Source organism: Pseudomonas sp., assembly GCF_002796985.1.
In the GTDB taxonomy this organism is placed as follows: Bacteria; Pseudomonadota; Gammaproteobacteria; order Pseudomonadales; family Pseudomonadaceae; genus Pseudomonas.
In genome coordinates this window covers 206,647-227,074 of record NZ_PEKX01000020.1, presented here as the reverse complement: position 1 = coordinate 227,074, position 20,428 = coordinate 206,647, and the positions used below count along the sequence as shown (strand labels likewise).

Genomic DNA, 20,428 nt, shown 5'->3' with positions numbered 1-20,428 from the left:
TACAGGCAGGGCTGTGCCGTGAAGCTGGATTTGAAAGAGCCGTTCAAGCGCCTGTGGGCCGGCAAGGACCCGTTCGCCGAAGTCGAGCGCCTGCAAGGCAAGGTCTACCGCGAGCTGGAAGGCCGTCGCACGCTGCGTACCGAAGTTGAAGGTCGCGGTTACTTCGTGAAGATCCACCGCGGTATCGGCTGGGGTGAGATCGTCAAGAACCTGTTCAGCGCCAAGCTCCCGGTGCTCGGCGCCGGTCAGGAGCAACGCGCTCTGGAACGCTTGCACCAGGCCGGTGTGGCGACCATGACCTCGGTGGCCTACGGCGAGCGTGGCGGAAATCCAGCCACGCAGCACTCCTTCATCATCACCGAGGAGCTGGCGCCGACCACCGACCTGGAAGTCCTCTCGCTGGACTGGCTGCAGACGCCGCCCGAACCGCGGCTGAAGCGCGCGCTGATCGCCGAAGTGGCGAAGATGGTCGGCACCATGCACCGCGCCGGGGTCAATCACCGCGACTGCTACATCTGCCATTTCCTGCTGCACACCGACCGGCCGATCAGCGCCGACGCCCTGCGCCTGTCGGTGATCGACCTGCACCGCGCCCAGACCCGCGCCGCCACGCCGCGCCGCTGGCGCAACAAGGACCTGGCGGCGCTGTACTTCTCCGCACTGGACATCGGCCTGACACGCCGTGACAAATTGCGCTTCCTGCGCGGTTACTTCCAGCGCCCGCTACGTGACATCCTCCGCGAGGAAGCCGCGCTGCTGGCGTGGATGGAGCGCAAGGCGGCCAAGCTCTACGACCGAAAGCAACGATATGGAGACCTGCTCTGATGGCCGGCTGGGTACTTGAAGCCGACTACCAGCACCTCGCCGCCGATTTCGGCAGCCTGGATGCCGTGTTTGCCCTCGAAGGCGAGCGCATCACCAAGGATGCGATGTCCGATGTCGTGCGCGTGGAGCGCGACGGCGTGCGCTACTACGTCAAGCGCTACCGCAAGCCGGGCAAGGGCTTTCGTCGCTACCTGCCGCGCCCGCGGGTCAAGGCCGAGTGGCAGAACCTCAAACAGTTCGCCAAGTGGGGCATACCCACCGCGCAGGTGGTGGCTTACGGCCTGGAACGGGTCAACGGCGGCTTCTCCCGTGGCGCGATCATTACCCGCGAGCTGGTCGGCACCGAGGACCTGCATGCCTTGGCCAAGCAGAATGATCCGCGTCTGAAGGATCGCGCCTGGGTCGAGCACGTCATGCGCCAACTGGCCGGCTACACGCGGACCATGCATGACCACCACTTCACCCACAACGACCTGAAGTGGCGCAACATCCTGGTGGATGGCGAGGGCAAGGTGTACTTCATCGACTGCCCGATCGGCGATTTCTGGATCGGCTTCATGCTGCGCTACCGCATCACCAAGGACCTGGCGACCCTCGACAAGGTCGCCAAGCACCACCTTTCCCATACGCAGCGCCTGGCGTTCTACCTGCTGTATCGGCGCCGCGAGCGATTGAACGCGTCGGACAAGAAGCGTGTCCGGCAGATCGTCCATTTCTTCGAGGGACGCGAGTGAAGGATTTCATTGCTGAGGGCGACCAGGCCCTGCTGGAAAGCAACGCCCTGGCCGACTTCGACGCCCTGTGGGACCTGCAGCTGGTGGCTGTGGACGAGCCCAACACCGAGCGCGGCGGCTGGAGCAGCGTGTACCGCCTGGAGCTGGACGGCACGGCCTACTACCTCAAGCGCCAGAGCAACCACCTGACCCGCAGCCTGAAGCACCCGCTCGGCGAGCCGACCTTCAGCCGCGAGTTCCGCAATATCCAGCGCTACCACCAGCTCGGCATTCCTTCGATGCAGGCGGCCTTCTTCGGTGCGCGGCAGGTCGGCGGTGAGCGCCGGGCGATCCTGATGACCCGTGCCCTGGATGGCTGGCGTGACCTCGACAGCCTGTTGCAGGGCTGGTCGAGCCTGCCCGCCGAGCGTCGCCAGGCCATCCTGCGCGCCTGCGGCATGCTCGCTCGCCGGCTGCATGAGGCCGGGCAGATGCACGGCTGCTTCTACCCCAAGCACATCTTCCTGCGCGAAACCGACGACGCCTTCGAGGCGACCCTGATCGACCTGGAGAAAACCCGCCCACTGTGGTTCGGCCAGCGCGACCGCGTGCGCGATCTCGAACCGTTGTTGCGCCGCGCGCCGGACTGGAACGAGACCGACGTGCGCAACCTGCTGGCGGCCTACCTGGGCACCGCGTCCGGTGGCCCGGAGGTCGACGACTGGTACCGCCGCCTGGGCGCGCGCCGCAAGAAGAAGGAAAACCGCGCATGAGGCTGTCCACCCTGCGCGATGCCGGCCGTGCTCCGGCGCTGCCCCTGCGCATCGAGCTGGAAGATGGCGCCGGCCCGGCCGAACTGCGCCTGGACAGCCTGCTGCGCGTCCTGCCCGGCCAGCGCTACGTCGCGGCGGCCAATTGGCGCGGCCGCCCGGTGCTGGCCAAGCTGCTGGTCGGCGGCCGTGCGGCGAAGCAGTTCCAGCGTGAACTCGACGGTGTGCGATTACTCGCCGAGCAGGGGCTGACCACGCCGCAGTTGCTGGCTGACGGCCTGAAGGACGGCGAGGGTGGCTGGCTGCTCTTCGAATTCCTCGATAACGCCGAGAGCCTCTGGGATGCCTGGCGCGCCGTGGAAGGCGAGCCGCTGCTGTCCGACCACCAGACCGCCGTCATCGCCGAGGCGCTGACCGCCATCGCCCAGATGCATGCCAAAGGTTTGTGGCAGGAGGACCTGCACCTGGACAACCTGCTGCGCCACGCCGGCCAGCTGTACCTCATCGACGGCGCCGGCATCCGCGCGGAAACCCCAGGCCGGCCGCTGTCGCGCAAGCACGTGCTGGAAAACCTCGGGGTGTTTTTCGCCCAGCTGCCGGCCAGCCTCGATCCGTATTTGGAAGAATTGCTGATCCACTACCTGCTGGCCAACGGTGAGCACGCCCTGCCGCTGGAAGCCTTGCAGAAGGAAATCGCCAGGATTCGGCGCTGGCGCGTCGGCGACCTGATGAAGAAGATCGCCCGCGACTGCAGCCTGTTCAGCGTGTTCAAGGGGCCGTTCGGCCTGCGCGCGGTGCGCCGCGAGGAAGAGGAGGGCCTGCAGCCGCTGCTGGCCGATCCCGACGCCTTCATCGCCAAAGGGCATATCTACAAGACCGGCGGCGCTGCGACTGTCGCCCGCGTGGAGCTGAATGGCCGGCCTCTGGTGGTCAAGCGCTACAACATCAAGAACCTGCTGCACTGGTTCAAGCGCTTCTGGCGCCCCACTCGTGCCTGGGCGTCCTGGCGCGAGGGCAATCGCCTGGACTTCCTCGGCATCGCCACGCCCAAGCCGCTGGCGGTGATCGAGCGGCGCTGGCTGTGGCTGCGCGGCCCGGCCTTCCTGATTACCGATTACCTGGCGGGTCAGGATATAATCGCCCGTTTCAAACCCTACCTGGACCAACAGGAGGGGGGCGGCCTGCCGCCGGAATCGGACCTTGTGGCCCTGGACAGTCTGTTCGCGGCGCTGGTGCGCGAGCGCATCAGCCATGGCGACCTGAAAGGGCACAATCTGTTCTGGCAGGAGCAGGGCGAAGGCGGGCAGTGGTCGTTGATCGACCTCGATGCCATGCAGCGCCACTCGCGAGAAGCGAGCTTCGCCCGCGCCTATGCCCGCGACCGTGCGCGCTTCCTGCGCAACTGGCCAGAGGGCAGCGCATTGCACCGGCTGCTCGACGAACGTTTACCGCGGGTGCCTTGCACCCGCCCAGATGAAAGAGGCTAGACCCTGTGGCATTGACCATCCTCGGCCTGTCCGGCGCCGTAAGCCATGACCCTTCCGCCGCCCTGTACATCGACGGCAAGCTGGTCGCGGCCGTCGAAGAAGAGCGCTTCGTCCGCGACAAGCACGCGAAGAACCGCATGCCCTACGAGTCGGCCAAGTTCTGCCTGGAGCAGGCCGGGATCAAGCCGTCGGACGTTGACGTGGTGGCCATTCCCTTCGCCCCCATCAGCATCTTCGACAAGGCTCGCTGGCACTACGCCAAGCGCTACGCCTACGCGCCGGACCGCGCGCTGGACGCCATCCTGCTCGGCAACCGCCGCTACAAGCGCTACTACAAGCGCATCGAGTGGTGCCTGCAGCAACTGGGCTTCGACCTGAAGAAGACCAAGATCCAACCGGTCGAGCACCACCTGGCCCACGCTTCCAGCGCCTACCACTGCTCGGGCTTCAAGGAGAAGACGGCGATCCTCGGGATCGACGGCAAGGGCGAGTACGCCACCACCTTCTTCGGCTACGGCGAGAACGGCAAGATCCACAAGATCAAGGAATTCTACGATCCGGATTCCCTGGGCGGCCTGTACGGCGCGCTGACCGAGTACCTGGGCTTCGACATGCTCGATGGCGAGTTCAAGGTCATGGGCATGGCGCCTTATGGCGACGCCAGCAAGTACGATTTCTCCCGCCTGGCGAAGTTCGAGAACGGCGAGCTGATCATCAACACCGAGTACGCCAACGTCATCGGCTTCCGTCGCTACAAGGAAAAGGGCAAGGGTTACTACTTCTCGCCCAAGCTGATCGAGTGGCTCGGTCCGAAGCGTGAAGGCGACATCGCCGACGATCCCTACATCCACTACGCCGCCAGCATCCAGGCTCTGTTCGAGAAGCTGTCGCTGGAGATGATGGATTACTACCTGGGCGACATCATCCGCGAGACCGGCAAGATCGCCTTCGCCGGCGGCTGCGCGCTGAACGTCAAGCTCAACCAGAAGATCATCGCCCGTCCCGAGGTCAAGGAGCTGTACGTGCAGCCCGCGGCCAGCGACGCCGGCACCGCGGTTGGCGCGGCGGCCTACGTCTCCTGGGAGCGTGGCGTGCCGGTCGAGAAGATGGAACACGTCTACCTCGGCCCGGAATACAGCAACGAAGACGTCATCGCCGCTTGTGCTCGCCACGAGGCCAAGCCGCAATGGCGCAAGATCGACAACGTGCCCGAGCACATTGCCAAGGTGCTGGTCGAAGGCAACCCGGTGGCCTGGTTCCAGGGTCGCCTCGAATTCGGTCCGCGCGCGCTGGGTGGCCGTTCGATCATCGGCTGCCCGAGCATCGCCGGCGTCGCCGACCGCATCAACGCGCAGATCAAGTTCCGCGAGCGCTGGAGGCCCTTCTGCCCGTCGATGCTGGATACCGTCGGCCCGCAGATGTTCAAGATCGACCATCCGGCACCGTTCATGACCTTCACCTTCGAAGTCAACGAAGAGTGGAAGACCCGTGTGCCGGAAGTCGTCCATGAAGACGGCACCTCGCGCGCCCAGGTCCTCAAGCGCGAGTTCAATCCGCGCTACTACGACATGATGAAGGAGCTGGAGAAGCTTACCGGCAACGGTGTGGCGCTCAATACCTCGCTGAACCGCCGTGGTGAGCCGATGGTCTGCTCGCCCACCGACGCGCTGAACATGTTCTACGGCTCGGACCTGCAATACCTGATCATGCAGGACATCCTGGTGGTCAAGGATGGCGTACAGGCCCATGACTCGCTCAGCTGAACCGCGCGTCCTGCAGTTCTGCCATGGCTATGACGGGCCGTTCCTCGACTGTGCCCGTCAGTACGCCAGCCTGTTCGCCGGCACCGGCTACCGGGTGACCACGGTGTTCCTCACCGGGGCGCCTGACCCCGAGGTGGTGGCCGGTTGCGCCAGCGACGAGGTGCTGTTCCTCGACTACAGCTCGCGGGACATCCGCGGGCTGAAGCTCAAGGCGATCCGCGACCTGCGCGAGATCGCCCGCTCCCGGGATTTCCGCTTCTGCATCGCGCACCGCTTCAAGCCGACCTGGATCGCCATGCTCGGCACCAAGCTGCCGATCATCGGCGTGCACCACGGCTTCGGTGATTTCCAGCGCCTGGGGCGCAAGCTGTTCGCGCGTTTCTTCGCCGAGCGCCTGAGCCTGCTGGGCGTTTCCAACGCGGTGCGCGACGAAATCCGCGCCTGCCTGCCGGCCTGGCCGCAGGAGCGCATCGAGACGCTGTACAACCGGGTCGACGTCGACGCCCTCAATGCCCAGCAGGTCGAGCGCTATCCGGCTCGCCAGCACCTGGGGCTGTCGGACAACGCCTGGGTGGTTGGCAACGTCGGCCGCCTGCATCCGGACAAGGACCAGGCCACCCTGCTGCGCGGCTTCGCCCGTGCGCTGCCGCGCCTGCCGCACAACAGCCTGCTGGCGATCCTCGGCAAGGGGCGTCTGGAGGAAGATCTCAAGGATCTGGCGCGTGAACTGGGCATCGCCGACCGTGTGCTGTTCCTCGGCCAGGTCCCGGACGCCAAACGCTACTTCAAGGCGTTCGATGTGTTCGCCCTGACCTCCGACCACGAGCCTTTCGGCATGGTCCTGCTGGAGGCGATGGTCGCCGGTGTGCCGCTGATCTCGACCGCAGGCGGCGGCGCCGGGGAAATCGTCGAGGGGCTGGGGATTCTCTTCCCGCTGGGCGACGATGCCGCGCTGGCTGAGGGCCTGAGGCACCTGTCGGTGCTGGATCGCGAGCAGCGAGTGATGTGCGCGCAGCAGATGGAGCAGCGCCTGCAGACGCGCTTCTCCGATGAGGCGGTGCGCCGGGAGTTCTGGGGTTTGCCGATGGTCAAGGTTATTACCGGCGGGCGCTGACTCGTTTCCACATCACGCTCGAGGAACGAATACGTGAGCGACTCCAAGACTTTCCTGCTGGATTGCACACTGCGCGACGGCGGTTACTACAACAACTGGGATTTCGATACCGAGCTGGTCCAGGACTACCTGCAGTCCATGGCGACTGCCGGCATCGATTACGTCGAGCTGGGCCTTCGTGGCTTTGCACGTCACGGCTTTCGCGGTGGTTATGCCTACAGCAGTGATGCGTTCCTGAGCAGCCTGCCGCTGCTTCCGGGCGTCTGCTATGGCGTCATGGTGAATGCCAGCGAGCTGGTCCAGCACGCCGATGGTGCGCTGGCCGCTGCCAGGCTGCTGTTTTCCCCGGCGGCAGACTCTCCGGTCGGGCTGGTGCGCATCGCCAGCCATGCTCATGAATTCGAGGCTGTCCTTCCCGCCTGCGGGTGGCTCAGGCAGCAAGGTTACAAGGTCGGGATCAACCTGATGCAGATCGCCGAGCAGCCGGACGACACCATCGTCCGGCTGGCGGCAGCCGCCCAGCGGTTCGGGTTGGACGTCCTGTATTTCGCCGACAGCATGGGCAGCCTGTCGCCGGAAGATGTGCGCCGAATCATTGACCTGCTGCGCCAGGTATGGAAGGGCTCGCTTGGTATCCACGCCCACGACAACCGGGCCCTGGCCCACGCCAACACACTGGCGGCCATTTCTGCTGGTGCCACCTGGGTAGATGGCACGGTGCTGGGCATGGGCCGCGGACCGGGCAATGCGCGTATCGAATATTTGGCGATGCAGCGCGGCAACGGGAATCTCTCGCCGCTGTTGCAACTGGTCTCGCAGCGCTTCCAGCCGATGCAGCAGCTCTATGGCTGGGGGAGCAATCCCTACTATTACCTGGCCGGCATGCACGGCATCCATCCGACCTACGTTCAGGAGATGCTTGCCGACTCCCGCTACGGCAACTCGGACCTGCTGGTGGCTATCCAGGCGTTGCGCGCCAGCGGTGGCAAGAAATACAACCCCGATACACTGGAAGCTGCACGCCACTTCTACCACGGCGCGCCCCATGGCGAATGGGCGCCGCAAGAGTTGCTCGATGAGCGCGAAGTCTTGCTGCTGGGCAGTGGCGACGGGGTGGCACGACATCGGGTAGCCATCGAACAGTACATTCGCAAGGCCCGGCCGGTGGTGCTGGCCCTGAACACCCAGACGGACATCGACCCGGAGCTGATCGATCTGCGTGCGGCATGCCACCCCTTGCGCCTGATGGCGGACGGTGCCGAGCATCTGCGATTGCCGCAGCCGCTGATCACCCCGGCTGGCATGTTGCCCGCAGATGTACGCGCTTCTCTCGACGGCAAGACACTCCTGGACTTCGGCTTGTCGATCGACAAGCAGGGCTTTGGTTTCCATTCGCGGCACTGTACATTGCCGACGTCTCTGGTGGCCGCCTATGCACTGGCCGTGGCTGCCAGTGGCAAGGCCCGACGGGTACTGCTGGCGGGCTTTGACGGTTATCCGGGGGAAGACCCGCGCAACGCCGAGGTTAACGACGTGCTGGAGCTGTATCAGGCTCAGTGTTCTGCACCGGAACTGCTCGCCGTGACGCCGACCCGCTATCAGATTCCCTGTTCTTCCATTTATGCACTCTGAGTCGCCCATGGCCGCTACGCCCGACTACGCCGTTATCATCCCCGCCCGTTACCAATCCAGCCGCCTGCCGGGCAAGCCCCTGGTGCAACTGAACGGCGTGCCGATGATAGTGCGGACCTACAGGCAGTGCCTGAAGGCCTGTCCCGCCGAACGAGTCCATGTGGCCACTGATGACGACCGTATTCGCGAGGTGTGCGAGCAGCACGGCATCTCTGTGCTGATGACGTCCTCGCAATGCCTGACCGGCACCGACCGCCTGGCTGAGTGCGCTCAGCAACTGGGCGCGGACATCTTCATCAATGTCCAGGGTGACGAGCCGGTGTTCAATCCCGATGACTTGCGTCGGATGATCGAGGCGTGCAGCCAGTGGCCGGGCGAAGTGCTCAATGGCTACTGCGCCATCGCGGAAGAAGCGCAATTTCGCAGCACCAGCACGCCCAAGGTCGTCCTGCGTCCGGACGGCCGTCTGCTGTACATGTCGCGCGCGACCATCCCGGGCACCAAGAGCGACGAGTTCGTCCGTGGCTGGCGCCAGGTCTGCCTGTATGCCTTCCCGCGAGAGTCCCTGGCGGCGTTCGCGGCTTGCGACAGCAAGACACCGCTGGAAAGTCTCGAGGACATCGAGATCCTGCGGTTCCTCGAGCTGGGCTGGGAAGTGAGGATGCTGGAGCTGTCCCAGGACTCCATTGCCGTGGACAATCCCGAGGATGTCGCCGCGGCCGAAGCGGCTATCCTGGCGCGGAGCCTCTGATGCTGCGCCCGCTCGCTGACTACCGCTGTCTGGCATTCGATTGCGATGGCGTCGTTCTCGACTCCAACGCGGTGAAGACCCAGGCATTCCATCAGGTTGCCCTGCCGTTCGGAGTGCCCGCCGCGCAGGCATTCGTCGACTATCACCAGGCCAATGGCGGCATTTCCCGCTATCGCAAGTTCGAGTATTTCCTGCAGCAGATCGTCAGGGTGGATGACCTGCAGGAACATTTGCCGATGCTCCTTGATCAGTACGCCAGCGCCGTGCGCCAGGGGTTGCTAGCGTGCGCCGTCGCTCCCGGCCTGCAACAATTGCGCGAGCTGCTGCCGCACAGCCGCTGGATGATCGTCTCCGGCGGCGATGAAGCCGAGCTGCGTGACGTGTTCGCAACCAGAGGGCTGGATGCACTCTTCGACGGTGGGATCTTTGGCAGCCCGACAGCGAAAGACAGCATCCTGGCCCGTGAGCAGGCCTCCGGCAATCTTGCGGGCCCCGCGTTGTTCCTGGGTGACAGCCGCTTCGATCATCAGTGCGCCGATGCCGCCGGACTTGATTTCGTCTTTCTCCAGGGCTGGAGTGAGTTCCACGATGCGCCGAGCTATTTCGTCGACAAGCCGGTCACCCAATACCGTGACATCCAGGCCCTGCTCGAGGCTGAAAAAGCACGATGAGCGCCGTGGCCCTGGAAATCGCAAGCACCGGAGCGCGTGGCCTGCGCCTGCCTGATGGGCAGTACCGGCCACTGCCTTCCTGGGAGCCGCTGCGCAATAGTTGCAGTGGCCCGGTGTTCATCATCGCGTCCGGGCCTTCGGTGGCGGAGTTTCCGCTGCAGCGCTACGCCGGCGTGCCGATGATCGCCATGAACGGCTCCATTGCCTGTTTCGAGACTGCCGGCCTGAGCCCGCTGTTCTACCTGTGCGATGACGCTGGCGTGGCGGAAAAAAAAAGCGCGGCGCTGGCCACTGGTATTCGCCTGTCCCGCTGGTCCGCACTGAGCCTGGAGTCGATGCAGCGCCTGTACCGGAAGGAGCCGCAGGCGCTGGAGGCCGAGAGCCTGCTGCTGATGGAGCGCGTCAATCGTTGGGTCGGTGTGCCGCAGCGCTCCGACCGTGCCTTCGCCTGGTCGGTCCGACGGGACCCGGACTTCGTCATGCGCTGGTCGCTGCTGAGTCAGACCGCCAACCGCATCGGCTTCAGCCGTAACTATGCGCGGGGTTACTTCAATGCCCGCACCATCGCGTATGCCGCCATCCAGCTTGCATATTTCCTCGGGTTCGACAAAGTATTCCTGGTCGGCGTCGACATGAATTCATCGCTGGGTCAGTTCTACGACCCGGTGGGCACTCAGGTCAAAAGCCGACTGGACAGTGATTTCGGCGGCCATATCCTGCCGCACTTCGACATCCTTGCCCGACGGGTTATCGACTCGGAGTTCCAGGTTTTCAATCTTTCCCGCGATAGCCGGTTGCCAGGCGAGATGATCCCGAAAATCGGCCTCGCTCAGATCGACGGCCTGATTGGCTCGGCGGCATCGCAACCATTGGCTCCTGAGGTGGGCAAGTCGGTATGAAAGTTCTGTTCCTGGTCCAGAAAGAACAACGTGCCATCCTCGATCGCCTGTATGACGGCATTGCCGAGCACTGCGACTGCGATCTGCGTTGGCTGAGCAGCGACGAGCAGGCCAATCTGCGCCGCTACTTCCGTGAGCACGTGGATGTCGCGAAGTACGACCGTATCCTGTTCTTCCTGCGCTTCAAGAAGGAAATGCGCCAGGCGTCCTTCATTCGCAGCGTGCCCAATCTGGTCATCCTCGAGCACGATGCCTACCAGAACTACATTGCGTGCAAGTACACCGGGAAGTTCAGTGCGCACTATCGCCGCCTACCTTGGGTCAGGGTGATCAGCTCGGGTTTCATGGTCAGCGAGCGACTGCGCCAGGAAGGCTTCGATGCGGTCTTCGTGCCCAAGGGTTACGATCAGGATCTGCTACATGACCTGGGCAGGGAGCGGGATATCGAACTGGCCTTCGTCGGCAGCACCGGCAGCGTGGCCTACAGCGGCCGCAAGGCACTGTTGGATGAGCTGGGGCAGTTGGAGAACCTGCTGGTCACCAAGACCAACTCGGGCGAGGACTACCTGAATACGCTCAACCGCATCCGCTTCTTCGTCAGCGCGGACGTTGGCATGGGCGAGTACATGATCAAGAATTTCGAAGCCATGGCCTGTGGCTGCGTGCTGCTGGCATACGACCAGGGAGAGGCGGAGAACCGCGCACTGGGCCTGCAGGACATGCACAACGTGGTGCTGTATCGCGACGTGGCCCAACTGCGCAGCAAGCTACAGTTGCTGCGCGAGGACCCGCAACGCGCGGCACGCATCGCGGAGGCTGGGCGGGCGCTGGCGACGCAAGGTTTTGGCTTCAGCCAGATCGGTGCGCGGATAGTCCAGGCCATGGCGTCCCCGCTGCGTGAGCGAGCGCAGCCCGGTATGCTGGAACGCTGGCGCTGGGCACTGGGGATTTGAGCGGTGGCCAATTTCTGCCGGTTAATGAGGTGTCTGTGGAATACCCGCTGATTTCCGTGCTGGTGCCTTGCTACAACCGCGAGCTTTATATCGAAGAGACACTGCTGAGCATTCTCCGCCAGGACTACCCGAACTTCGAATTGATCGTGGTGGATGATGGCTCCGGGGATCGCAGTGTCGAGAAGATCCAGGCACTGCAGCAAGAGCATGGCTTTCAGTTCTATCGCCAGACCAACCAGGGCGTCAGTGCCGCACTCAACACGGCCCTGAGTCACGCTCGTGGCGTGCTGGTGGCGACGCCGGACTCCGATGACATCATGATGCCGGGGCGCTTGACGCTGCAGGCGAACTACCTGCGCGAGCATCCCGAGGTCGGATGCCTGGGCGGGCGCGCCATCTATATCGATGCCGCTGGCAAGCACCTGAAGGGTGGGCCAGGCGAGGCCGTACGCCGCTATAGCTTCGACGAACTGTTGGGGCAGGCCGTTGCCATCGGTGCGACGGTGGTGATGTATCGGCGCGAGGCCATGGACCAGGTCGGCGGCTACGATCCGCAGATTCGCATCCAGGATTTCCAGATGACCCTGAAAATCGCTCATCAGGGATACGGTGTCGAAGTCCTGCCCGAGGTGGTTAGCGGCTACCGTCGCCATGAGGGTAATCTGTCGAGGACTGCGTTCAAGAGCCAGCTCGATTACGACTGCATGACGATCGCCCCCTACCGCGACCATCCTGCCTACGCTGCCGCTCTCACTTGTATTTACAACAAGGCGCTCAAGCAGTCCGTCGTCTGTGACAAGGGCTACGCCTGGTCGCTGTTGCTGCATCTTCCGCCGTGGCGCTGGAATCGCGTTACCTTGCGGCGGATTCGCCATTTGCTGTTCAAGTTTGGCCAGGAATAAGAAGTTTTCCGATGAAGGATTTGATTACCCATGCCTGGAGCGCCTGGTGTCCGCGTTTGACGCCGACCGGCGCGAGCCAGGGCAGAGGGAGCCGGATTGCCGAGGCGATGCTGGGTGTCGGCGTGCTGTGGAGCATCGCTGGTGTGATGCTGACGCCGACGATGAAGTTCTACTTCCAGATGATCGCGCTGCTCGTCTATCTGCCGTCGCTGTGGTTGTGCATCGCCCGCCGCCAGGAGCTCGGCCACCTGCTGCGGTCCCACAAGGAAATATGGCTCCTGCTGGCGTTGTTTGCCTGGGCGGTCCTCTCGCTGCTCTGGTCCACGGGGGGAAAGCCGCTGGGCCAGCTCAAGAGCGCTTCGCTGTTCATGCTGTTCGTCTTCGGCTGGGTACTCTGGGCGCGCGCGGACGAGCGTCGGTTGCGCCTGGCGATGCTTTCGTTGGCGTTGGTGGTCGGGCTTTATAGCCTGGCGGCCCTGGTGTTCGAGCCGGTATTCGGGGCGGGACGTCTGAGCGGGTTCGGTGGTTTTCTCGACAACCCCAATGCGGCGGCCTATTCCATCGCCTTCGTCGCGGTCATGTGCGTGCCGTTGCTGCCGCGTCGTGGCTGGCGGCAATTGCCCTGGGTGATCCTGCTGGCAGCCTCTCTGGTCTATGTCGCGCTGTGCGGTAGCCGTGGGGCCTTGCTGGCGCTGATGGTCACGGCAATCTTCAGTCTCAGCCTGGTGCCGGGGCGGATCGCCAAGTTGCTGCCATTACTCTTGTTGGTGGGCGGCGCGGCGCTGGTTATCGCCGAGCCCGGGCTGATGGCGCGGGGCGATGCCGAGCGTTTCGAGTTGCTGCGCAATGCCTGGCCGCAAATCCAGCAGCACTTCTGGCTTGGCGTGGGGTTGGGAGCCGATTATTCGGTGACCAGCGGGACTTCCGTTTATGAAAATGGTGCCCACAATTTCCCGGTGCATACCGCCATCCAGTACGGCGTGCCGGCGCTGCTGGCTTTCCTGGTGTTGTGGGGCATGATCGGCTATCACGCCTGGCGCTGCCGCGCACGGGCGCTGGGGCTGTCGGTGATGCTGCTGTGGGTGTTCTCCAGCGTCGCCTTGCAATTCGACGTCTTCAGCCTGTGGGAGCGCACGCGCGCCATGTGGCTGATGCCCTGGGTGGTGATTCTGCTGGGGCTGAGTCTGGAGCGCTGGCCGCAGGTGCGGCCGGCGGTCATGGAGCCGAGCTGAGGAACCGTTGCAGGTCGGCCAGCGGCCAGCGTACCCGGCTGCGAGCGAGGTAGGCCTGCGACAGGCTGTCGGTGTTGCCCGCCAGCAGCCACTGGCGATCACCGGTGTAGCGCAGCATATGGATGAAGTTGCGTTTGCGCTGCGCGAGATTGAGCGCCCGGCGCTGCTTCTTCATGTCGGCGAGGTCGATCAGGCCCAGCGTGCCTTCAGGGGTCTTCACCACGTTGCCCAGGTGCAACGAGCGGAAGTACACGCCTTGATCGTGCAGCTCAGCGATCAGCGTGCCCAGTTGGGCTGCCAGTTGGGCGTCAGCCTCACCGGCAGCAATCACCTGGCGCAGCGTGTCGCCCGGCAGGGGCTGGTAGTGCACTGCGTCGCGGGCGATTTCCGGAATGCGGTAGACCGCGATGATCTGCGGGCAGGGGACTGCCAGGCGCTGCAGCGTCTCGGTGTTGTCGGCAAAGCGCTGCGCGTAGGGATACAGCGCCGCCGAAGAGATCAGCCGCTTGCGCCGGAACAGCTTCAGGAAGTTGCCATCGGCCAGGCGCAGGACCTTGTCGCCATGCTTGTCGGCTTCCAGCACCTGGGCGCCGGCGCGCAGCGCTTCGTAGGCGGAGAGGGCGAGGTCTTGCATAACGGGTCCCTGAATCGATAGCCGGCTATAGTAGCCCAGCCGCCGGGCAAACGAGAGCGCTGTGTTATAATCGCCGACCTTTTAAGCGTGCGATTCCTACATGTCCGGTAAAGAACCCCAGGCTCCTTCGAGCCTGAAGATCTACTTCCGACTGCTGTCCTATGTGCGTCCGTACATCGGTATGTTCCTGATCAGCATCGTCGGCTTCCTGATCTTCGCCGCGACCCAGCCGATGCTGGCGGGCATCCTCAAGTACTTCGTCGACGGCCTGGCGCATCCGGATGCCAAGCTGTTCCCCAACGCGCCCTGGGCCTGGTTGCGCGACCTTTCGCTACTCTACGCGGTACCACTGCTGGTCGTGCTGATTGCCGTCTGGCAGGGTGTTGGCTCCTTCCTTGGCAACTACTTCATCGCCAAGGTATCCCTGGGTCTGGTGCAGGACCTGCGCATTGCGCTGTTCAATAACCTGCTTACCCTGCCCAACCGCTATTTCGACCGCCACAACTCCGGGCACCTGATCTCGCGTATCACCTTCAACGTGACCATGGTCACCGGCGCGGCCACCGACGCCATCAAGGTGGTGATCCGTGAAGGCATGACCGTGGTCTTCCTGTTCCTCTCCCTGCTGTGGATGAACTGGAAGTTGACCCTGGTGATGCTGGCGATCCTGCCGATCATCGCCATGATGGTGACCACCGCCAGCCGCAAGTTCCGCAAGCAGAGCAAGAAGATCCAGGTGGCCATGGGCGACGTGACCCACGTGTCCTCCGAGACCATCCAGGGCTACCGTGTGGTCCGCAGCTTCGGTGGCGAGCCTTACGAGCGTGAGCGCTTTCGTCACGTGACCAACGAGAACACCAGCAAGAACCTGCGGATGAACAAAACCTCGGCGATCTACACGCCGATGCTGCAACTGGTGATCTACAGCGCCATGGCTGTCCTGCTGTACCTCGTGCTGCTGCTGCGTGGCGAAGCCACCGTTGGTGATCTGGTGGCGTACATCTCCATGGCTGGCCTGCTGCCCAAACCGATCCGTCAGCTGTCCGAAGTCAGTTCGACCATCCAGAAGGGCGTGGCCGGCGCGGAGAGCATCTTCGAGCAGCTCGACGAGCAACCTGAAGTGGACAACGGCACCGTCGAGCGCGATCGCGTGCAGGGTCGCCTCGAAGTGAAGAACCTCAGCTTCACCTACCCGGGCACCGAGAAGAAGGTGCTCAACGACCTGAACTTCAGCGTCGAGCCGGGCCAGATGGTGGCGCTGGTCGGCCGCTCCGGCAGCGGCAAGTCGACCCTGGCCAACCTGATCCCGCGCTTCTACGACCACAGCGACGGGCAAATCCTGCTCGATGGCACGGACGTCGAAGACTACAAGCTGACCAACCTGCGCCGGCACATCGCGCTGGTGACCCAGCAGGTCAACCTGTTCAACGACAGCGTGCTCAACAACATTGCCTACGGCGACCTCGCCAGCAAGCCGCGCGAGGCGGTGGAGAAGGCTGCCGAAGACGCCTTTGCCCGTGAATTCATCGACCGCCTCCCCGAGGGCTTCGACACCGAAGTCGGCGAGAACGGCGTGATGCTTTCCGGCGGCCAGCGCCAGCGCCTGGCGATTGCCCGCGCGCTGCTCAAGGACGCCCCGGTGCTGATCCTCGACGAGGCCACCTCGGCGCTGGATACCGAATCCGAGCGGCACATTCAGGCGGCTCTGGAAAAGGTCATGGAAGGTCGTACTACCCTGGTCATCGCTCACCGCCTGAGCACCATCGAGGCGGCGGACCTGATCCTGGTGATGGACCAGGGCCACATCGTCGAGCGCGGCACCCACGATCAACTGATCGCCCAGAACGGCTACTACGCGCGCCTGCACGCACGTCAGTTCGCCGACGATCCGGTCGACGGCAACGAGCTGGCTGTCGAGCAGCCGGTATGACGCGGCACCTGACATGCTGAACCGTCTGCGAGTCTTCCGCGAACGCGGCTGGGCGCCCATCGCGGCGGCCGACTATGCCGCTGCCTGGCAGCGCTTCGGCGGCAGCGTCGCCACCCACCCCGAAGTGGTCGAGCGTCTCGCCAGCCTGGCCGGCATTCCGGTGCGCTACCTGGGCTGGTTCGAAGGCGATGAACTGCGCGCCGCCGTGCCGACCTGGGGGCGCAACCTGGCGCTGTCCAAGGACGTGCTCAAGCGCGAGGGCAAGAAGGCGCTGTTCGACCTGGGCAACGCCGAGATCATCCTGCCCATCGCCGAAGGCGCCCGCATCGAGCTGCGCCATCAGGTGCGCTACCTCTCCGAGCTCAATCGCGAGCAGGTCAGCGACGCCCGCGAGCAGCCCGAGCAACTGGCAATGAACCGCGCCCCGGCCGACTTCTCGAAGAAGTTCCGCTACAACCAGCGCCGCGAGCAGCGCCTGCTGGAAGAGGCAGGCGGCGTGCTGCAGCCCATGAGTGAGTTGAGCCCCGAAGAGCAGGCGCGTATCTATGCCGACCTGTTCCAGCGCCGCTGGGAGTTCGAGGTGCCGGGCAAGGCACGGCTGGCCGAAGTCTTCAGCCTGATGCGCGACTTCATGCGCGGCTCGCTGGTGCGCCTGGACGGCGAGCCGGTGGCGATCCAGATTCTCTATCGGGTCGAAGCGCCGAAGTGGGTCAGCGTCGAATACATCAACGGCGGCGTGGCTCCGGAGAACCGCGAGTTCAGCCCCGGCAGCGTACTCAGCTTCGTCAATACCCAGGAGGCCTGGGCCGACGCCGAGGCACTGGGCAAGCCGCTGCGCTATTCCTTCGGCCGTGCCGACCGCGAGTACAAGGACCGCTGGTGCCACCGCGTGCCGGTGTTCCAGGTCTGAGGCGGGAACGCCGACGTCGGGCACGACCGTAGGATGGCGTGGAGCGAAGCGATACCCATCACAGGGCTGGCCGGTAACGCTGATGGGTATCGCAAGCTCCACCCATCCTACGAAGAGCAAGCCGCCGAGCCTATCGGTAACAGTAGGATTACGGAGAATCACCATGAGCGCCCGCAAGCAGCACCTGCTCAAACAGCACCGCCGCAAGAAGCGCGTGGTCCTGCTCGTCGCCCTGCTGGCGCTGATCCTGCTGGGCATCTTCGCGCCCTGGTGGAGCGTGCCGCTGGCCGTGTTGCTGGGATGGGTTGCCCACGAAGCCTGGTTCGCCGATCACCTGTTCTATTCCCCGCGCGACGACTACCGCTACGACTTCCCCGAGGGCTCCATCGCCCTGCCGGTGTCCCTCGGCCCGCACGGCCTGCACGTCGCCACCGATGCGCTGCCGCAGGGCGAAGAAACCCTGGTGCTGGAGATCGAGGTCAAGACCTCGCTGCTCGGCCGCTGGCTCGACCCGCAAGTGCTGATCGAGGGCGTCGAACCTGACCGCCAGGACTTCGAACGCGGCGTCAGCGGCAAACGCTACATCAACCTCTCCGGGCAGGGCGAAGCGCTGCGCGCTGGTCACCTGCGCATCCGCAGTCGTCATTGCCGGCTGGCGCAGCAGGGCGTGCTGCACGCCTTCCACAACCCGGACTACGCCCAGCAGCGCCTACTGATCATCGCGCCCCACGCCGATGACGCCGAGCTGGCTGCCTTCGGCCAGTACAGTCGTTGCCCGGAGGCCTGGATCGTCACCCTGACCCAGGGTGAGATCGAGGCCGAGCACTACCAGCGCCTGGGCCTGGACAAGGCCGCCGCCGCGCGCCTGAAAGGCCGTCTGCGCACCTGGGACAGCATCGCCGCGCCGTTGTGGGGCGGTGTGCCCGCCGAGCGTTGCGTGCAACTGGGTTACTACTGCCTGCAACTGCCGGCCATGGCCGCCGAGCCGAGCCAGGCGTTCGGCTCGCGGGACTCCGGCGATACCGACATCCGCAGCGTGCGCGGCTTCAATCCACTGGCGTTGCCCGGCGACAGCGACGGCGTACCGACCTGGCTCAACCTGGTGGCTGACCTTACCGCGCTGATCGAACACATCCGCCCGGAAGTGATCCTCACCGCGCACCCGGAACTGGACCCCCACGCCGACCACGTGCATGCCACCCGAGCGACGCTGGAGGCGATTTCGCGCAGCAGCTGGAAGCCGCAGACCCTGCTGCTCTACGCCAACCACCTGCACGACAACGACCGCTGGCCCATGGGCCCGTCCGACGGCGGTATCGCCCTGCCGCCTTGTATCGAGGCATTGCCGGCCGACCCGCTGTGGAGCCCGGTGCTGGATGCCGCGACCCGCGTCGACAAGGCCCAGGCCCTGGCCCTGCAGCACGACCTGCAGACCCCGCTCACCGGCAAGAAGCGCCTGCGCCGGCTGATCCAGCGCGTGCTCGCCGGGCGTCAGTGGCCAGTTACCGGCGACGACGAGTTCTTCCGCAAGGCAGTGCGCCGCCACGAGCTGTTCTGGGTCCGCAAAGTCCCGTAGAGATCACCGTGACCGCCCGGTGCTCGGCGCAAGTCGCACTGGGCGGCTATGGTATTATCCGCGGCGATTTCGACCTGCGGAGTTCCCATGAAATTGACCATGCCCCGATTCGATCAGGCCCCCGTACTGGTAGTAGGCGACGTGATGCTCGACCGCTACTGGCACGGCGCGACCTCGCGCATCTCGCCCGAGGCCCCGGTGCCCGTGGTGCGGGTCGAGCAGCATGAGGATCGTCCCGGTGGCGCCGCCAACGTCGCGCTGAACCTCGCCGCCCTCGGCGCCCCGGCCTTCCTGGTCGGCGTCACCGGCGTCGATGAGGCCGCCGACAGCCTGAGCGACAGCCTGCAGGCGGTGGGTGTGACCACCCGCTTCCAGCGCATCGCCGGCCAGCCGACCATCGTCAAGCTGCGGGTCATGAGCCGTCACCAGCAACTGCTGCGCGTGGACTTCGAGGAAGCCTTCCGTACCGACGCCGTGGCCCTGTCCACCGATGTCGAGGCGCTGCTGGACCAGGTTCGTGTGCTGGTGCTCTCCGACTACGGCAAGGGCGCGCTGAAGAACCACCAGCAGCTGATCCAGGCGGCTCGCCAGCGCGACATCCCGGTGCTGGCCGACCCCAAGGGCAAGGACTTCGCCATCTACCGTGGCGCCAGCCTGATCACCCCGAACCTCTCCGAATTCGAAGCCATCGTCGGTCGCTGCACCGACGAAGCCGACCTGGTCGCCAAGGGCCAGCAACTGATGACCGAGCTGGAGCTCGGCGCGCTGCTGGTCACCCGTGGCGAACACGGCATGACCCTGCTGCGCCCCGGCCACAGTGCCCTGCACCTGCCGGCCCGCGCCCGCGAAGTGTTCGACGTCACCGGCGCTGGCGACACGGTGATTTCCACCCTGGCCGGCGCCATCGCCGCTGGCGAGGACCTGCCGCAGGCCGTGGCGCTGGCCAACCTGGCTGCCGGCATCGTCGTCGGCAAGCTCGGCACCGCTGCCATCAGCGCCCCGGAACTGCGCCGCGCCGTGCAGCGCGAGCAGGGCTCCGAGCGTGGCGTACTGAGCCTCGACCAGCTGCTGCTGGCCATCGAGGACGCCCGCGCCCACGGCGAGAAGATCGTCTTTACCAACGGCTGCTTCGACATCCTCCACGCCGGCCACGTGACCTACCTGGAGCAGGCGCGCGCCCAGGGTGATCGGCTGATCGTCGGGGTCAACGACGATGGCTCGGTGACCCGCCTGAAAGGCCCGGGTCGTCCGATCAACAGCGTTGACCGGCGCATGGCCGTGCTCGCCGGCCTCGGCGCGGTGGATTGGGTTGTCAGCTTCGCCGAAGACACTCCCGAGCGCCTGCTCACCGAAGTCCGCCCGGACGTGCTGGTGAAGGGCGGCGACTACGGTGTCGAGCAGGTAGTCGGCGCGGATATCGTCAAGGCCTACGGCGGCGAAGTCCGTGTGCTGGGCCTGGTGGAAAACAGCTCCACCACCGCCATCGTCGAGAAGATCCGCCACCAGGGCTGATCTCCGTCGGGCTCTTTGTAGGAGCGAGCTTGCTCGCGAATCGCCAAACGACAGAGTGGCCGATTGGCTCTGTTCGCGAGCAATAACGATGGCGTCCCCCTCGCTCCTACAGGTCTCCTCACTGACCGCGTTGCCAGTACCTGGCGGCAAAGCG

General features: G+C 64.8%; 18 protein-coding genes. 17 read left to right on the top strand and 1 reads right to left on the bottom strand.

Features of this window, described 5'->3' with window-relative positions:
* Nucleotides 1-18 precede the first annotated feature (18 nt).
* Genes rfaP through CTR55_RS23355 form a run of 13 tightly spaced genes read left to right on the top strand, consistent with a single transcriptional unit; the run spans nucleotide 19 to nucleotide 13,712 of the window.
* The gene (gene rfaP / locus CTR55_RS23415) at nucleotides 19-825 is read left to right on the top strand and encodes a lipopolysaccharide core heptose(I) kinase RfaP (protein WP_296289820.1); all 807 of its coding nucleotides are present in this window, start codon (nucleotides 19-21) and stop codon (nucleotides 823-825) included.
* Nucleotides 825-1,559, top strand: a complete 735-nt coding sequence (locus CTR55_RS23410) for a lipopolysaccharide kinase InaA family protein (protein WP_296289818.1) — start codon at nucleotides 825-827, stop codon at nucleotides 1,557-1,559. The genes rfaP and CTR55_RS23410 overlap by 1 nt, the downstream gene beginning before the upstream one ends.
* Entirely contained in the window at nucleotides 1,556-2,311 is a 756-nt protein-coding gene (locus CTR55_RS23405) for a lipopolysaccharide kinase InaA family protein (RefSeq protein WP_296289817.1), read from the top strand. The genes CTR55_RS23410 and CTR55_RS23405 overlap by 4 nt, the downstream gene beginning before the upstream one ends.
* Complete coding sequence (locus CTR55_RS23400; protein WP_296289815.1) at nucleotides 2,308-3,795, top strand: lipopolysaccharide kinase InaA family protein; 1,488 nt, start codon at nucleotides 2,308-2,310, stop codon at nucleotides 3,793-3,795. The genes CTR55_RS23405 and CTR55_RS23400 overlap by 4 nt, the downstream gene beginning before the upstream one ends.
* Nucleotides 3,796-3,800: 5 nt before the next feature.
* On the top strand, nucleotides 3,801-5,558 hold the full coding sequence (locus tag CTR55_RS23395; RefSeq protein WP_296289813.1) for a carbamoyltransferase: 1,758 nt from the start codon (nucleotides 3,801-3,803) through the stop codon (nucleotides 5,556-5,558).
* Nucleotides 5,542-6,672 carry a glycosyltransferase gene (locus CTR55_RS23390; RefSeq protein ID WP_296289811.1) on the top strand — a complete coding sequence of 377 codons (1,131 nt, stop codon included), beginning with the start codon at nucleotides 5,542-5,544 and terminating at the stop codon, nucleotides 6,670-6,672. Before CTR55_RS23395 ends, CTR55_RS23390 begins: the two co-directional genes overlap by 17 nt.
* Nucleotides 6,673-6,705: 33 nt before the next feature.
* A complete protein-coding gene (locus CTR55_RS23385; RefSeq protein ID WP_296289810.1) occupies nucleotides 6,706-8,304 on the top strand; it encodes an aldolase catalytic domain-containing protein in 1,599 nt (532 codons plus the stop codon).
* Nucleotides 8,305-8,311: 7 nt separating this feature from the next.
* The gene (locus tag CTR55_RS23380; protein WP_296289808.1) at nucleotides 8,312-9,055 is read left to right on the top strand and encodes a 3-deoxy-manno-octulosonate cytidylyltransferase; all 744 of its coding nucleotides are present in this window, start codon (nucleotides 8,312-8,314) and stop codon (nucleotides 9,053-9,055) included.
* Nucleotides 9,055-9,726 carry an HAD family hydrolase gene (locus tag CTR55_RS23375; RefSeq protein ID WP_296289806.1) on the top strand — a complete coding sequence of 224 codons (672 nt, stop codon included), beginning with the start codon at nucleotides 9,055-9,057 and terminating at the stop codon, nucleotides 9,724-9,726. Before CTR55_RS23380 ends, CTR55_RS23375 begins: the two co-directional genes overlap by 1 nt.
* Entirely contained in the window at nucleotides 9,723-10,625 is a 903-nt protein-coding gene (locus tag CTR55_RS23370; protein WP_296289804.1) for a lipopolysaccharide core biosynthesis protein, read from the top strand. The genes CTR55_RS23375 and CTR55_RS23370 overlap by 4 nt, the downstream gene beginning before the upstream one ends.
* Nucleotides 10,622-11,578: a glycosyltransferase gene (locus CTR55_RS23365; RefSeq protein ID WP_296289802.1), complete on the top strand. Its 957-nt coding sequence runs from the start codon at nucleotides 10,622-10,624 to the stop codon at nucleotides 11,576-11,578. Before CTR55_RS23370 ends, CTR55_RS23365 begins: the two co-directional genes overlap by 4 nt.
* A 35-nt stretch (nucleotides 11,579-11,613) precedes the next feature.
* Nucleotides 11,614-12,480 carry a glycosyltransferase family A protein gene (locus CTR55_RS23360; RefSeq protein WP_296289800.1) on the top strand — a complete coding sequence of 289 codons (867 nt, stop codon included), beginning with the start codon at nucleotides 11,614-11,616 and terminating at the stop codon, nucleotides 12,478-12,480.
* 11 nt (nucleotides 12,481-12,491) lie between these two features.
* Nucleotides 12,492-13,712: an O-antigen ligase family protein gene (locus CTR55_RS23355; RefSeq protein ID WP_296289797.1), complete on the top strand. Its 1,221-nt coding sequence runs from the start codon at nucleotides 12,492-12,494 to the stop codon at nucleotides 13,710-13,712.
* On the opposite strand, the gene CTR55_RS23350 is transcribed toward CTR55_RS23355, so the two are convergent.
* On the bottom strand, nucleotides 13,696-14,346 hold the full coding sequence (locus CTR55_RS23350) for a lipopolysaccharide kinase InaA family protein (RefSeq protein WP_296289795.1): 651 nt from the start codon (nucleotides 14,344-14,346) through the stop codon (nucleotides 13,696-13,698). The two genes, CTR55_RS23355 and CTR55_RS23350, sit on opposite strands and share 17 nt — an antisense overlap.
* 100 nt (nucleotides 14,347-14,446) lie before the next feature.
* Between CTR55_RS23350 and msbA the strand changes: the two genes are divergently transcribed.
* From msbA to hldE, 4 genes are all read left to right on the top strand, one after another.
* Nucleotides 14,447-16,276 carry a lipid A export permease/ATP-binding protein MsbA gene (gene msbA / locus CTR55_RS23345; RefSeq protein ID WP_296289794.1) on the top strand — a complete coding sequence of 610 codons (1,830 nt, stop codon included), beginning with the start codon at nucleotides 14,447-14,449 and terminating at the stop codon, nucleotides 16,274-16,276.
* 13 nt (nucleotides 16,277-16,289) lie between these two features.
* Entirely contained in the window at nucleotides 16,290-17,186 is an 897-nt protein-coding gene (locus CTR55_RS23340; RefSeq protein WP_296289792.1) for a GNAT family N-acetyltransferase, read from the top strand.
* A 163-nt stretch (nucleotides 17,187-17,349) separates the two neighbouring features.
* Nucleotides 17,350-18,762, top strand: coding sequence for a PIG-L family deacetylase (locus tag CTR55_RS23335; protein ID WP_296289789.1), 1,413 nt, complete (start codon nucleotides 17,350-17,352; stop codon nucleotides 18,760-18,762).
* A gap of 87 nt (nucleotides 18,763-18,849) precedes the next feature.
* Nucleotides 18,850-20,274 carry a bifunctional D-glycero-beta-D-manno-heptose-7-phosphate kinase/D-glycero-beta-D-manno-heptose 1-phosphate adenylyltransferase HldE gene (hldE, locus tag CTR55_RS23330; protein WP_296289787.1) on the top strand — a complete coding sequence of 475 codons (1,425 nt, stop codon included), beginning with the start codon at nucleotides 18,850-18,852 and terminating at the stop codon, nucleotides 20,272-20,274.
* Nucleotides 20,275-20,428 lie beyond the last annotated feature (154 nt).

Excerpts from the sequence above, each read along its gene's own strand:
- CTR55_RS23335 (WP_296289789.1), top strand. The coding sequence starts at position 17,350 with ATGAGCGCCCGCAAGCAGCACCTGCTCAAACAGCACCGCCGCAAGAAG.
- CTR55_RS23365 (WP_296289802.1), top strand. The coding sequence starts at position 10,622 with ATGAAAGTTCTGTTCCTGGTCCAGAAAGAACAACGTGCCATCCTCGAT.
- CTR55_RS23350 (WP_296289795.1), bottom strand. The coding sequence starts at position 14,346 with ATGCAAGACCTCGCCCTCTCCGCCTACGAAGCGCTGCGCGCCGGCGCC.
- CTR55_RS23380 (WP_296289808.1), top strand. The coding sequence starts at position 8,312 with ATGGCCGCTACGCCCGACTACGCCGTTATCATCCCCGCCCGTTACCAA.
- CTR55_RS23355 (WP_296289797.1), top strand. The coding sequence starts at position 12,492 with ATGAAGGATTTGATTACCCATGCCTGGAGCGCCTGGTGTCCGCGTTTG.
- CTR55_RS23410 (WP_296289818.1), top strand. The coding sequence starts at position 825 with ATGGCCGGCTGGGTACTTGAAGCCGACTACCAGCACCTCGCCGCCGAT.
- CTR55_RS23390 (WP_296289811.1), top strand. The coding sequence starts at position 5,542 with ATGACTCGCTCAGCTGAACCGCGCGTCCTGCAGTTCTGCCATGGCTAT.
- CTR55_RS23375 (WP_296289806.1), top strand. The coding sequence starts at position 9,055 with ATGCTGCGCCCGCTCGCTGACTACCGCTGTCTGGCATTCGATTGCGAT.
- msbA (WP_296289794.1), top strand. The coding sequence starts at position 14,447 with ATGTCCGGTAAAGAACCCCAGGCTCCTTCGAGCCTGAAGATCTACTTC.
- CTR55_RS23370 (WP_296289804.1), top strand. The coding sequence starts at position 9,723 with ATGAGCGCCGTGGCCCTGGAAATCGCAAGCACCGGAGCGCGTGGCCTG.
- hldE (WP_296289787.1), top strand. The coding sequence starts at position 18,850 with ATGAAATTGACCATGCCCCGATTCGATCAGGCCCCCGTACTGGTAGTA.
- CTR55_RS23400 (WP_296289815.1), top strand. The coding sequence starts at position 2,308 with ATGAGGCTGTCCACCCTGCGCGATGCCGGCCGTGCTCCGGCGCTGCCC.
- CTR55_RS23340 (WP_296289792.1), top strand. The coding sequence starts at position 16,290 with ATGCTGAACCGTCTGCGAGTCTTCCGCGAACGCGGCTGGGCGCCCATC.